The organism is Lactiplantibacillus plajomi (assembly GCF_005405405.1).
Lineage (GTDB): Bacteria > Bacillota > Bacilli > Lactobacillales > Lactobacillaceae > Lactiplantibacillus > Lactiplantibacillus plajomi.
Map to the genome: position 1 here is coordinate 21,400 of NZ_BJDZ01000020.1, position 13,466 is coordinate 34,865.

12 protein-coding genes are annotated in these 13,466 nt (G+C 48.8%); 11 read left to right on the plus strand and 1 reads right to left on the minus strand.

Going from position 1 to position 13,466, the window contains the following annotated elements:
* Positions 1 to 75: 75 nt before the first annotated feature.
* The 4 genes from FFM82_RS09045 to holA are packed head-to-tail and all read left to right on the plus strand — an operon-like array spanning position 76 to position 4,562.
* A complete protein-coding gene (locus tag FFM82_RS09045) occupies positions 76 to 735 on the plus strand; it encodes a ComEA family DNA-binding protein (protein WP_137645513.1) in 660 nt (219 codons plus the stop codon).
* A 53-nt stretch (positions 736 to 788) separates the two neighbouring features.
* Positions 789 to 1,274: a ComE operon protein 2 gene (locus FFM82_RS09050; protein ID WP_137645514.1), complete on the plus strand. Its 486-nt coding sequence runs from the start codon at positions 789 to 791 to the stop codon at positions 1,272 to 1,274.
* The gene (locus FFM82_RS09055) at positions 1,274 to 3,562 is read left to right on the plus strand and encodes a ComEC/Rec2 family competence protein (protein ID WP_137645515.1); all 2,289 of its coding nucleotides are present in this window, start codon (positions 1,274 to 1,276) and stop codon (positions 3,560 to 3,562) included. Before FFM82_RS09050 ends, FFM82_RS09055 begins: the two co-directional genes overlap by 1 nt.
* Positions 3,522 to 4,562: a DNA polymerase III subunit delta gene (gene holA, locus FFM82_RS09060; RefSeq protein ID WP_170178266.1), complete on the plus strand. Its 1,041-nt coding sequence runs from the start codon at positions 3,522 to 3,524 to the stop codon at positions 4,560 to 4,562. Before FFM82_RS09055 ends, holA begins: the two co-directional genes overlap by 41 nt.
* Positions 4,563 to 4,668: 106 nt before the next feature.
* Here holA and rpsT read toward each other — a convergent pair whose 3' ends face one another.
* Positions 4,669 to 4,923, minus strand: coding sequence for a 30S ribosomal protein S20 (rpsT, locus tag FFM82_RS09065; RefSeq protein ID WP_137645517.1), 255 nt, complete (start codon positions 4,921 to 4,923; stop codon positions 4,669 to 4,671).
* A 227-nt stretch (positions 4,924 to 5,150) separates the two neighbouring features.
* On the opposite strand from rpsT, the gene rpsO reads away from it, so the two are divergent.
* The 7 genes from rpsO (at position 5,151) to tig (ending at position 13,393) form a co-directional block, all read left to right on the plus strand.
* Positions 5,151 to 5,420: a 30S ribosomal protein S15 gene (gene rpsO, locus FFM82_RS09070; RefSeq protein ID WP_137643317.1), complete on the plus strand. Its 270-nt coding sequence runs from the start codon at positions 5,151 to 5,153 to the stop codon at positions 5,418 to 5,420.
* Positions 5,421 to 5,552: 132 nt separating this feature from the next.
* Entirely contained in the window at positions 5,553 to 6,743 is a 1,191-nt protein-coding gene (locus FFM82_RS09075; protein ID WP_137645518.1) for an MFS transporter, read from the plus strand.
* Between the two features lie 125 nt (positions 6,744 to 6,868).
* Positions 6,869 to 7,741 carry a 4-hydroxy-tetrahydrodipicolinate synthase gene (gene dapA, locus FFM82_RS09080; RefSeq protein WP_137645519.1) on the plus strand — a complete coding sequence of 291 codons (873 nt, stop codon included), beginning with the start codon at positions 6,869 to 6,871 and terminating at the stop codon, positions 7,739 to 7,741.
* An 18-nt stretch (positions 7,742 to 7,759) separates the two neighbouring features.
* Positions 7,760 to 9,481, plus strand: coding sequence for a ribonuclease J (locus FFM82_RS09085; protein WP_137645520.1), 1,722 nt, complete (start codon positions 7,760 to 7,762; stop codon positions 9,479 to 9,481).
* Between the two features lie 58 nt (positions 9,482 to 9,539).
* Complete coding sequence (locus FFM82_RS09090; protein WP_137645521.1) at positions 9,540 to 10,457, plus strand: hypothetical protein; 918 nt, start codon at positions 9,540 to 9,542, stop codon at positions 10,455 to 10,457.
* Positions 10,458 to 10,689: 232 nt separating this feature from the next.
* On the plus strand, positions 10,690 to 11,877 hold the full coding sequence (gene tuf, locus FFM82_RS09095) for an elongation factor Tu (protein WP_137645522.1): 1,188 nt from the start codon (positions 10,690 to 10,692) through the stop codon (positions 11,875 to 11,877).
* A gap of 202 nt (positions 11,878 to 12,079) precedes the next feature.
* On the plus strand, positions 12,080 to 13,393 hold the full coding sequence (gene tig / locus FFM82_RS09100) for a trigger factor (RefSeq protein ID WP_137645523.1): 1,314 nt from the start codon (positions 12,080 to 12,082) through the stop codon (positions 13,391 to 13,393).
* The last annotated feature ends 73 nt before the right edge of the window (positions 13,394 to 13,466 follow it).

Consider the following 13,466-nt stretch of genomic DNA (forward strand, 5'->3'; position numbering starts at 1 on the left):
TGACGAAAGTCCAATCTTTTTTTTCGCGAAATTAGTCCCCCGTTACGGAATTAGGTAGTGATAGGAGGGATTAAGATGATCGAAGAAGCGTGGGAATGGATTCAGCAACATTTACGGTTGGCGCTCGGATTAGCCGTGGTGATGTTACTGGGCGTGGGGACGATTTGGTGGTTGGGTCGGCCGACCCCGGCTAGTTTAGGTATTGGTGAGCCGGCGTTAGCCGCTGATCAAGCAGCGGGACTGGCTGCCAAACCACGGCCAACGCGGGCAAATCGTCAGCTAGAAACGAGTGGTCCCCTATACGTCGACGTGAAGGGGGCGGTGCGTCAACCGGGGCTTTATCAGGTGCAAGCACGGATGCGGGTGGCGGACGTGATTAAGCTGGCCGGCGGGTTATTGGCGCAGGCTGACCAACGCCAGGTCAACCTGGCCGCTAAGTTAACCGACCAGCAGGTGGTGTACGTTCCGGTTAAGGGGGAGACCCCACCCGCCGGCCTGGTGACGTCCGGTCCGGTCACGGCCACCGCCGGGAGCAACGCGCAACAACGGGTCAACTTGAATACTGCCGACGTTGCGGCTTTCCAGACGTTGAGCGGCATCGGGGCGAAGAAAGCCCAAAAAATCGTTGATTATCGCCAACAGCACGGGCCCTTTAAACGGGTCGAAGACTTACAACAAGTTTCGGGATTCGGTGCTAAAACGATTGCAAAGTTTAAGGACCAACTGTCCGTCTAGTTCCAATTAGTGGAATTTGGTATACTACTGTCATTGAAAGTGAGGCAACGATTATGAAAGATCAACGAATTGCGTGGGATCAGTATTTTATGATGCAGGCGGTGCTATTATCGACACGGAGTACCTGTGAACGCCTATCGGTGGGGGCAACGATTGTCCGCGATAAGCGAATCATTGCGGGTGGCTATAACGGCTCGGTTGCGGGCGACGTCCACTGTATTGATGAGGGGTGTTACTTGGTTGACGGACACTGTGTCCGGACGATTCACGCCGAAATGAACGCAATTTTACAGTGTGCAAAGTTTGGGGCGGCGACCGATGGTGCTGAGATTTACGTGACCGATTTTCCGTGTTTACAATGCACGAAGATGTTATTGCAGGCGGGAATTACCAAGATTCATTACTTACGTAACTATCACAACGACGCCTACGCGATGGGCCTGATTAAGCGTAAGCACGTTGCGTTGCAACAAGTTAAGTTTGACCAATCAGATTTAGATAAGTTAGGACTGGACCACGTTTTATTGAATGATCATTAATGAGAACGGCCTTTTTTGCGGCGGTTGCGACCGGGTTACTCAGTAGTTGGTTGGTTGGCCACCAGTGGGTCGCGGCTGGACTGTTAGGCCTGTGGTTAGCCCGGATCGTGGCGCTTAAAAGTCGGCAGTGTCTGATCGTGACGGTACTGCTACTGATTGGTCTCGGAAGTTGGTTTCATTGGCAAAATCAGCGTTTTGAGCGGATTAGTCGGGAAAGTCCCCGCCAAGTCCATGTCCAGCTGGGCGTTCAGCCGGACGCGGTGACGCTCCGGGGCGGCCAGTTTCAATTAACGGGCCGGTCGTTGCGTTACGGAAAATTGCGAGTGTTGGGCCGGCTGACAACGGTTGGACAGAAGCGCCAACTTAATCAACTACGTGGACGGAGCCGCTGGCTGGTTCAAGGAACGCTATCACCAATCCCGCCACCAACGAATCCTGGCCAGTTTGACGCGCCGAGTTATTATCGTAGTCAGCGGATCTATCGGCAACTGCAAATTGAGCGGATTCAAGCCGTAACGGCGGCCCCTCGGGGTGGCTTGTTAGGGTGGTTGGACGCAATCCACCAGGTCCGGCAGTCGTTTTTTCGCCAAACGCAACGCTTGCCAGCGACGCTAAGGCTGTACGCCACCAGTTTGCTAATTGGGCTACGCCCCGCTGATTTCCAACAACGGATGGCCGGAATTCAACGACTGGGACTGTTATACTTATTTAGTTTGTCTGGGATGCACGTTTTACTGTTTATTAAAGCCTTGCGCTGGGGCTTGATTCGCTGCCGGTTGAGTGCGCAGACGGTGGACTTGTGGCTATTAGTGAGTTTACCAGTCTACCTGATTCTCGGTGGTGGGGCGGATAGTCTCCGACGTGCAGTCATAACGGTTGCCTTAATGATTATGAGTCGCCTGGTCACAAAACGCCCTCAAAGCGCCTTAGTGGGTTGGAGCGTTGCTTTATTAATGGGGTTAGCCGTAAACCCGTTAGTGCTATTGCAACTGGGCGGTCAGTTGAGTTACGGGTTAGCCCTCTTACTGATGTTGAGAACAACTCCCTCGGTTTGGGGCCTGGCTTGGCGCATTCAGTTACTGAGTTTGCCGGTTTTACTGACGGCGACGGGGCAGTGGCACGTTTTGACCTTGCTGTTAAGTTTATTAGTGGCTCCGGTATTTAGTTGGGGACTATTACCCGTGACCGTTATCGGCGCTAGTTGGGGGCTGTTCAACCCGGTGGTTGCTGCCGGGTGTGATCGGCTATTAGCTGGGTTTCAAGCGTTAGTTGCAGCCGTGGCGAGTTGGCCGGGAACGTTAATTTTCGGACAGCCACCGGTGCTAATGGCTTGGGGTCTGGCACTCCTGAGCTTAGCGGCATTAAAAACGCCGCGGCGTTGGTTGAAATGGCTAGTGGTGGCGTACGCGGTTAGTTGGTTGATAATTCGGTTTCCGTTGCGGGGAGCCGTTCAGTTTATTGACATCGGTCAGGGTGATTCGATTTTGATCCGGCAGCCGTTTAACCGGCGGGTCAGCTTGATTGATACGGGTGGTCGGTTAACGATTCCCCGTCCTACTTGGCAACGCGACGGGACCCCATTCCGGCCGCGGGTCGCAACGGTGACGGTGAATTATTTGCACCGACTGGGCATCACCCACCTGGATACGGTGTACTTGTCCCATAAGGACGTTGACCATATCGGGGACTTGGGGGCGTTATTACAACTGATGCCGGTCAGACGACTGGTCGTTCCCGCGGGGATGGCGGGGCTGCCTAAATTCCGGCGGTTACTGACCAGTCACCCGGCGCCACCGGTGCTTGAAGCGGTGGCCGGGATGCAATTCGATGATGGCCTGACGGCGGTACACCCGTTTCACCGCGGGCGGGCCGAAAATCAGGACTCGTTAGTTTTGACCGGCCGGTTTGGTGGCCAACGCTTCTTATTTACCGGCGATTTAGACCGGGCGGGGGAACGGGCAATTACAAGCCGCTACCCCGCTTTACGAGTTGACGTGTTAAAATTAGGACATCACGGCAGTAAGACGGCTTCGGATCCCCAAACCTTAAACCGTTGGGGCGTCCGTTACGGGATTTTATCGGTTGGGCGCCATAATCGTTACGGGCACCCCAATCTGGAAACCCTCACGACCCTGCGCTCATTGAACGTCCATACTTATTCAACTGCATTGCAGGGGATGGTGACTTACTGGTTCGGTGCTGGCCGCGCCGCTGCTTGGCAAACATTTTTGAAAGAAGGTAATTATTATCAACGTACAACAAGCCCTAACAACCATTCGCAAGGGTGATTTAGCGTCCATTTACGTGATCTTAGGGACTGTCGATTACCTGGCCGACCAACTTAAAGCAGCGTTACTTCAAAATATTCCGAGCGAGGAACGCACTATGAACGTCGGTAGCTACGATATGGAAACGACGCCGGTTGCCGTGGCGCTTGACGATGCCATGTCAGCGCCTTTCTTTGGTGAACGCCGCTTGGTTTACGTCAACCATCCGTACTTCTTGACGGGTGAGCATTCCAAGGCGAAAGTCGATCACGATTTGGACGCCCTGCAACGCTACTTCGAGCATCCCGAACCGAGTACGGTCCTCGTTCTAATGGCACCGTACGAGAAGTTAGACGCCCGTAAGAAACTAGTTAAAACCTTAAAAAAGCAGGCTGAAATGATCGACGTGAATCGGGTTTCGGAGCAGGAGACCCGTCAATACGTTCAGACGGCGCTCGCAGCTAAAAAAATTTCAATTGATGCGGATGCCCTGCAGGAGCTTTTCAACCGGACCGATGGGCAGCTAGGTCTGATCATGGGGCAACTCCCGAAACTGATGATTTACGCCGCCCAGTCGCAACGAATTGATCTAGCGGCGGTTGAAGCCCTGGTCACGAAGTCGTTGACCCAAAACGTGTTCGATCTGGTGAACGACGTTTTACGGTACCATACGCGCGCAGCGGTGGAGCTTTATCACGATTTAGTGGCGGCACAGGAAGCGCCGCTTAAAATTAACGCAATTTTACTGGGTCAGTTCCGACTGTTGTTACAAGTCAAAATACTGGCACGGGCGGGTTATAGTCAGGGAAGTCTGGCAAGCACGCTAAAGGTCCACCCGTACCGGGTTAAGTTAGCCCTGCAAACGGTCCGTCATTTTGACCAAGCGGCTTTGCGCGCGGCCTACATGGGGCTGTTGAAGACGGAAGTGCAAATGAAGACGACCCAGCGTGATCCGGAATTATTATTTGAATTATTTATGGTCCAATTTGTTAATGAACGGCGGACGGTTGCCGCCCGCTAGTCAAAAAAAATCGGGTCACCGTGGTTTTGAAACTCACGGTGACCCGATTTTTTTGGTCATGAGGGTATAAAAAAACTCCATCGCTAAGCTCAGGAGTTAAATGACATTACTTGGCGTAACGTACGGCCATACGTGACTTGTCACGAGAAGCCTTGTTACGTTTGATAAGACCCTTGGAAGCGGCCTTGTCAACGGCACTTACGGCAGCTAAGTATAATTCTTCGACGTTGTCGGCGCCAGCAGTTTTAGCATTTTCGAATTTTTTAACAGCAGTACGCATTGCGCTCAATTGAGCAGTGTTACGGGCGTTTGCCTTATTGTTTGTTTTCACGCGTTCAATAGCGGATTTGATAATTGGCATCAGATTCACCTCCATCATTTTTTCAACAAATGCTATTATACATAAGCCCTAGCCTGAATGCAACAGTTATGTGTAAAGTAATTTATCTTGATATGCGTTCGAGCTTGCTTTTTAAACGTTTGTTTGCTAGACTATTTTAAGTGTTCAGCAACCCTTTACTTAGTTTACCGCGCACCACCGACGATTTACTCAGTTTAGGGCAATTATTGGAAAGGTGGTTGAAACACATGGCAATTTCACGCGAAAAGAAGACGGAACTTATTAATAAGTATGGCCGTCACGAAGGCGACACTGGTTCTGTTGAAGTTCAAGTTGCGGTCTTAACTGAAGACATCAACGAATTGAACGAACATATCCGGGTTCACAAGAAGGATTTCCATTCACAACGTGGGTTGATGAAGAAAATCGGTCATCGTCGTAACTTATTAGCTTACCTTCGTAAAGAAGACGTTAACCGTTACCGCGATTTGATCAAGAGCCTTGGTCTTCGTCGTTAATATCGATTATCGGAAGAACTGCCGTTACGGCGGTTCTTTTTTTATGCTTACAAAAATAATACATAAACTTCATCAAGCCCAAACGGTTGTTCGCTATACTGACATCGTAAATGATTATTTGGGGGAGTAGTAATGGCGACGGCACCACGACTGAAACAAAATTTTAGGGTCCTATGGTTTGGTAGTATGATTACGGATCTGGGTAATGCCATGACGTTACCTTTTATTGCACTTTATATTCAAACTTTAGGCGACTTTACGACTAGCCAACTGAATTTATTAGGGGCGTTGGCGTTTGGAATCACGTACGGGTGTAAGGCGCTGGTCGCACCACTTTGGGGACGCTTGGCGGATCAGAAGGGACGTAAATTGATGTGCTTGCGAGCCTCGGGGATGATGACCTTAACGATTTTAGGGGTGGGCTTAGCCCCGAACGTGACGATTTTACTTATTTTGCGGGCGCTGCAGGGGATTTTTTCGGGCTACATCAACAACGCGAATGCCCTAATTTCGCTAGCTGCCCCGCCAGCGTCACGCGGGCGACTTTTAAGTCGGCTAGTCACGGGAGCGATTACCGGCAGTCTGCTGGGCCCGTTATTGGGGAGCTTATTAGCACGTACGGTGGGTTACCGCGGGGCGTTTATTGTGACCAGTGCGTTGATGGGACTGGTTTTTTTAAGTACGTGGTGGGGCGTGCATGAAGAAGTGCACCCCGTTCAACGGACCGCCTTAGCGCCTTTAGGACCGGTACTAAAACAACTAGGTCCTCAATTTTTACTAACGTTATTTTCATCGTTGTTCGTCATTCAAGCAACCACCAACGCCGTGACACCGTTATTAAGCCTACTCATGGCACAAATTGAAACCGATCCGGGGCAAGTGGTGATGATGACGGGGTTAGTTGCGGCTGCACCAGGTGTGGCTACGATTCTACTGGCAGGACGGGTCGGTCGGCTGATCGACCGTTGGGGTGCAGAACGCTGCCTTGTCGGTTTTTTTACCCTTGCCGTCGTTGATTTAGCCGTGACGAGTTTGACGCGGACCGTGCCCCAATTGGTGGTTGCCCGGTTCTTTTTAGGGATTGCGGACGCCGCGCTGTTACCGTCGTTACAAGTCATGACGGTGAGTCACGTTCCGCGGGCCACGTTCGGCCGGGTGTTCAGTTTGAACCAGTCCGCTCAGGCAATGGGAAACGTCCTCGGTCCCGGAATGGCTGTGGTCGTAGCGAATACGCTAGGTTACCAACCAATCTTCTTAATTACGGCCGGATTAGAAGCGCTAGTGTTGTTAGGTTGGGTCGGTTACTTTAGAGGTCGGCATTAGTCAAGTGTTATGAATGGGTTCAGCTATTGATTTACATTAAAATGTGGTAAACTTATGGGAGTTACTTAATCGGCGCAAGTATGCAGATACTTGTAAAACTAAATAAATAGAGGAGTTTTTAATTCATGAAGTTTGAAAATATTGACTTAATGACTGCCATGGTGACCCCGTTTAATGACCAACAACAGTTGGACGACGACCGCTTAAAAAGCTTGATTGAACACCTGCTTGCGCATGGCACGCAGGGGTTGATCGTTGGTGGTACGACGGGTGAAGCCCCAACGTTGAGTGAAGCTGAAAAGCTCGACTTATTGACCAAGACGGCTAAAATCGTCGACGGACGGGTACCCATCGTGGCCGGCACCGGATCAAATAATACGGCGGCCACCATTGCGTTCACTAAAAAGGTGAGTCAAATCAAAGGAATCGATGCGGCGCTTGTCGTGGTTCCTTACTATAATAAGCCTAACCAGGCCGGAATGATTGCCCACTTTACGGCAATTGCTGATCAGGGGGGCTTACCGGTCATTATTTATAATATTCCGGGCCGGGTAATCGTTAAGATGGAAGTGGCTACTATTCTGACCTTAGCACAGAATCCAAATATCATCGGGGTTAAGCAGTGTGCCTCCATGGAAGAATTTGGGGCCATCGTTGAAAATGCGCCGGCCGACTTTCTCGTTTACACGGGAGAGGACGCCCAGAGTTTAGCCGCCAAAGAAATTGGTGGTGCCGGGGTTATTTCAGTGGCAAGCCACTTATACGGCGATGAAATGACGGCAATGTTCCAGGCAGTTGACAAAGGTGAAATTGCAAAAGCGGCGCGTTATCAGCGTGACTTAACGCCTAAAATGGCGGCGCTGTTCAGCGCACCGTCACCATCGCCAGTGAAGGCAGCCTTGAACCATTTAGGCCAGCCGGTCGGCGACCCGCGGTTACCAATTTTGCCGCTTAATGACGAACAATCTAAGCAACTTTATACAACTTTAAATATTTAATGAATCAAGGTGAATTAATTGAGTGCTAATATTCAAATAACCCCCTTAGGTGGGGTTCGTGAAACCGGGAAAAATTTATACGCCGTCGAAGTTGATGAAGATATTTACATCTTAGACTGCGGGTTAAAGTACCCGGAAAACGAATTATTAGGAATTGACATTGTCATTCCAGATTTCAGTTACTTACGTGAAAATGCTGACCGCATCGTCGGTGTTTTCCTGACACACGGGCATGCCGACTCGATTGGGGCGTTACCGTACTTTGTTAGCGAGTTCAACGTGCCAGTCTTTGGGTCCGAACTAACCATCGAGTTAGCTAAGATTCAATTACAAAAAGATCCAAAAGCTAAAAAGTTCAATGATTTTCACGTCGTTGATGAGAAAACCGAAATTGATTTTGGTAACGTCACGGTTTCATTTTTCCGCACGACCCACACGATTCCGGATTCAATGGGGATCGTCTTACAAACCGACGCCGGTCCGATCGTTTATACGGGGGACTTTAAGTTCGACCCAACGGCGGTTGGCGACTACCGCACCAACTTTGCCCGCTTAGCGGAAATTGGGTCAAAGCACGTATTAGCGTTGTTAAGTGATTCGGCTAACGCGGAAAACTTCGAACAACCGGTTAGCGAACGCGAAATCGCGGCCTACGTCTTGGAGACGTTCAAGTACCATCCAGGGCGGATTATTGTCGCTTCGGTCGCATCGAACATTTTACGAATTCAACAAGTTTTAGATGCGGCGGCCCAGTCTGACCGGAAGGTTGCGCTGATGCCTGGCGACGTCGAAAGTATCATCAAGACGGCGTTGAAGTTGGGTAAACTTCGAATGCCGGAAGACGTGGTGGTACCGCTCAAGTCCATCAGTAAATTAGATCCTGCTAAGGTTGTGATTTTACAAACCGGCCGGATGGGCGAACCAATTAAGGCACTACAGCGGATGGCCAATAAACGTGAGGGCAAGGTGAACATTGAAAGTGGTGACTTGGTCTTCATTACGACGACACCGTCACATTCAATGGAAACGGTAGTTGCAAAGACCCGCGATATGATCTACCGTGCGGGTGCCGACGTTAAAGCGATTGCGGACGAAATGAATTCGTCTGGTCACGCAACGAAGCGGGACTTGCAATTAATGATGAATTTAATGAATCCCAAGTACTTCCTGCCAATTCAAGGCGAGTACCGGTTGCTTGACGCCCACGCGTCGTTTGCAAAGGAAATTGGGATCCCAGACGATCACATCTTCATTACCGCTAAGGGCGACCAATTACGGTATGATGGTGATAATATGCACCTCGCTGGTTCAGTCGAAGTGGGTGATACCATGATCGACGGTATCGGGGTCGGCGATATTGGTAATATTGTCCTGCGTGACCGTAAGATCTTGTCTGAAGACGGGATTTTCGTGGCGGTCGTGACAATTGACCGTAAGAAGAAGAAAATCATTTCTACGCCAAAAATTACGTCGCGCGGGTTCGTGTACGTCAAGACCAGTAAGGACTTGATGCAAGAAAGTGCCGAACTCGTTAAGGAAACCGTTCAGGAAAACTTGGATAATAAGGAATTTGATTGGGGACACCTGAAACAGGCGGTTCGCGAAAAGTTGAACCACTATTTGTGGGATCAAACGAAGCGCCACCCAGTTATCTTGCCGGTTATTATGGAAGTTAACCAACACCACCGGCGGCATAAAAAGGCAAAAAAAACCGAAAATGAAACCGAAAAACAGGCTTAGTTAAAAGCCGGGTGTAATTCCCGGCTTTTTTGCTAGGTTGTGAAAGGGAGGAAATGGGATGACCGATGCGGAACGGGAACGGGCCGCGCAAGCGGCAACTAAGGCCAAAAAATGGTCGCAGGCCGCGGCGTTGTGGGAAGAACTTTATCAGCAACAGCAAACCCTAGCCATTAATCAGCAGCTCGTCACTGCGTTAGTCCAAAATCAGCAGTACCTCGCTGCTAGTAACTACGCGGCGGAATTTGAAAATGACTATTTACAAACTGATCAGCGGTCGGACCTTTATTTAACGGCCTTATTAGCGAGCCACCAGTTTATTGTGGCGAGAATGGTGGTGACGGCCCGTCCACGGCAGCCGTGGCAGTCCCTGGCCGAACAGCGAATCAGTCAAGCAGAACGGGCTGCGGAAACAACGATGGCCAGTACGTTAACGACAACGATGCGGGAGTTTTACCACTTATCTGATCAACCGGTTCCTAATCAAGCGGCGCGCATTCAAGCTGCTCAACACCTGACGTATCAGCGCTACCTGACAGCGGCTCAGTTTTTATTAGTTGACCCGTTCTTGCACCAACTTGCGCGGGTCGAGGTCTTGCATACGTTACGGGCGATCGGGGTCGACCAGCCGGTTCAATTTCGGCACTTAGATGGGCAACAAACGGCGCTGATTCCCAGCGAGTTAGCAGCAGTGGGGACTGATCCAACTAGTCAGCGGACGCATCAAGCACTCGAAAAAACTTTAGGCCAGCGGGACCCAACCCTCTATACTGGTCTGAACGCTTTACTGACCTTGCAATTAATGTATATTTATCCTGATCAACCCAAAATCGTGGCTGACCCGACCACGTGGGTGCAATTATTTGTTGCTGAACAGACCGGGACCCCCGTTTCAACAGTGGACCAGCAGGCTAAGGCGATGTTGACTGTCCAACGCAAAATTCAGGACTTGAATAACCAGTTGCAAGCACAAAGTTAATCGGATGGAATGAAAAATTACCACTTTAATAAGCTTTTACTTACAAAAATTCAATTTTTTTGCATGATAGCTGTTTACAAATCCAGACCGGCTATATATAATGTTTAAGGATTCCTAGTGATGGGTGCGGGATTTGGCCTTTTTACTAGGATGTAGTATAATATTAACTAAAGAATTGCTGGGGCAGTTTGCCCTGACATAATTCTTGCGAAAATCACAGGAGGTTTCATTAATGGCAAAAGAACATTATGAAAGAACAAAACCCCATGTAAACATTGGTACTATTGGCCACGTTGACCATGGGAAAACTACTTTAACTGCTGCAATCACTAAGGTATTGGCTGAAAAGGGCTTGGCACAAGCACAAGATTTCGCCGCTATCGATGCTGCACCAGAAGAACGTGAACGTGGTATTACTATCAACACTGCCCACGTTGAATACGAAACTGAAAAGCGTCACTACGCGCATATCGATGCCCCAGGACATGCTGACTACGTTAAGAACATGATCACTGGTGCCGCTCAAATGGACGGTGCTATCTTAGTTGTTGCCGCAACTGATGGTCCTATGCCACAAACGCGTGAACACATCCTTTTGGCTCGCCAAGTTGGTGTTGACTACATCGTTGTCTTCTTAAACAAGACTGACCTTGTTGACGATGACGAATTAGTTGACTTAGTTGAAATGGAAGTTCGTGAATTACTTTCAGAATACGATTTCCCTGGTGATGATATTCCTGTTATCCGTGGTTCAGCGCTTAAAGCCCTTGAAGGCGACGCAGAACAAGAAAAGGTTATCATGCACTTGATGGACGTTGTTGATGAATACATCCCAACTCCAGTTCGTGATACTGACAAGCCATTCTTGATGCCTGTTGAAGACGTCTTCTCAATCACTGGTCGTGGTACCGTTGCTTCTGGTCGTATCGATCGTGGTACGGTTAAAGTCGGTGACGAAGTTGAAATCGTTGGTTTACACGACGACGTTTTGAAGTCAACTGTTACGGGTCTTGAAATGTTCCGTAAGACGCTTGACTTAGGTGAAGCCGGTGACAACGTTGGTGCGTTATTACGTGGTGTTAACCGTGAACAAGTTGTTCGTGGCCAAGTTTTAGCTAAGCCAGGTTCGATCCAAACCCACAAGAAGTTCAAGGGTGAAGTCTACATCTTGAGCAAAGAAGAAGGTGGCCGTCATACGCCATTCTTCTCAAACTATCGTCCACAATTCTACTTCCACACCACTGATATCACTGGTGTTATTGAATTGCCAGACGGTGTTGAAATGGTTATGCCTGGTGACAACGTAACGTTCACTGTTGAATTAATTCAACCAGCTGCCATCGAAAAGGGTACTAAGTTCACCGTTCGTGAAGGTGGCCATACCGTTGGTGCCGGGGTTGTTTCAGAAATTGATGACTAATCTCTAACTGATTTTCATTGATTCATTAAGAGACTTGGAAGCTAGCTTCCAGGTCTCTTTTTTTAAGAAAGTTGCCAATTAAGCGGGGGAACCCCCGGTTTTTTCCCTGATTTGGTTTACTTTATGGAATTGATAGGTTAGAATTAACGAGTATGCAATTGACAAGAATTGTTGATAATAATAATGTTTCGGAGGGAATACAATGGCTGCAAAGTGGGAAAAGAAAGAAGGCAACCAAGGCGAATTAACGTTCGAAATTGGTGCCGATAAGATCAAAGAAGGTATTGACAAAGCCTTCCAACGGACTAAGAAGAACTTAAACGTTCCTGGCTTCCGTAAGGGTAAGGTTCCGCGTCAAATCTTCAATCAAATGTACGGTGAAGAAGCCCTTTACCAAGATGCTTTAAACATCGTGCTCCCAGAAGCATATGAAGAAGCAATCAAAGAAACTGAAATCGAACCAGTGGATCAACCACAAATCGACGTTGATAGTATGGAAAAGGGTCAACCTTGGGTCTTAAAAGCCGTTGTAACGGTTAAGCCTGACGTTAAATTAGGCGACTACAAGGGGCTTAGTGTCACTCGTCAAAACACCCGGGTTTACGCTAAGGACGTTGACGCTGAATTAGAATCACGGCGCGAAAAGCAAGCTGAATTGGTTCTTAAAGAAGACCAACCAGCTGCTAAGGGCGACACGGTCGTTATTGACTTCAAAGGGTTCGTTGATGGCGAACCATTCGAAGGCGGCGAATCAGAAAACTATTCACTTGAATTAGGTTCAAACTCCTTCATCCCTGGCTTTGAAGACCAATTAGTTGGTGTTAAGGCTGGCGAAGATAAGGACGTTAAGGTAACCTTCCCTAAGGATTACCAAGCAACCGACTTACAAGACAAGGAAGCCACTTTCAAGGTTACTGTTCACGAAGTTAAGACTAAGGAACTCCCTGAATTAGACGACGAATTTGCTAAGGACGTTGACGAAGACGTTGACACCCTTGAAGAATTGAAGGCTAAGATCAAGGACGAACTTAAGGAACAAAAGGAAAAGGCTGCTCATGACGCCATTGAAGACGAAGCTTTAAACCAAGCCGTTGACAATGCCGAAATCCAAGCCATTCCTGACGCCATGAAGGAAGACGACATCCACCGTCAAATGGACCAATACTTGGCAAACATGCAACAACAAGGTATCGACCCACAAACTTACTACAAGTTAACTGGGACGACCGAAGACGACTTGCACAAGCAATTCTCTGCTGATGCAGAACGTCGGGTTAAGACTAACTTGGTCTTAGAAGCCGTTGTTGAAGCTGAAAAGATCAAGCCTTCTAAGGATGAACTTGATGCTGAAGTTAAGGACTTAGCAAGCCAATACAACATGGAAGAAAGTGCCGTTCGTGGTGCTTTGACTGATGACATGTTGTCACACGACATTGCAATCCGCCAAGCCGTTGATTTGATCACGGATTCAGCTAAGCAAAACGCCAAAGCTGAAGATAAAAAAGACAAAGACTAATTTAACCGTTAGTTAACGTTGGGGATCCCGGGAATTTAGTTTCCCGGGGTCTTTTTTTGTTTTTGACCAGCGG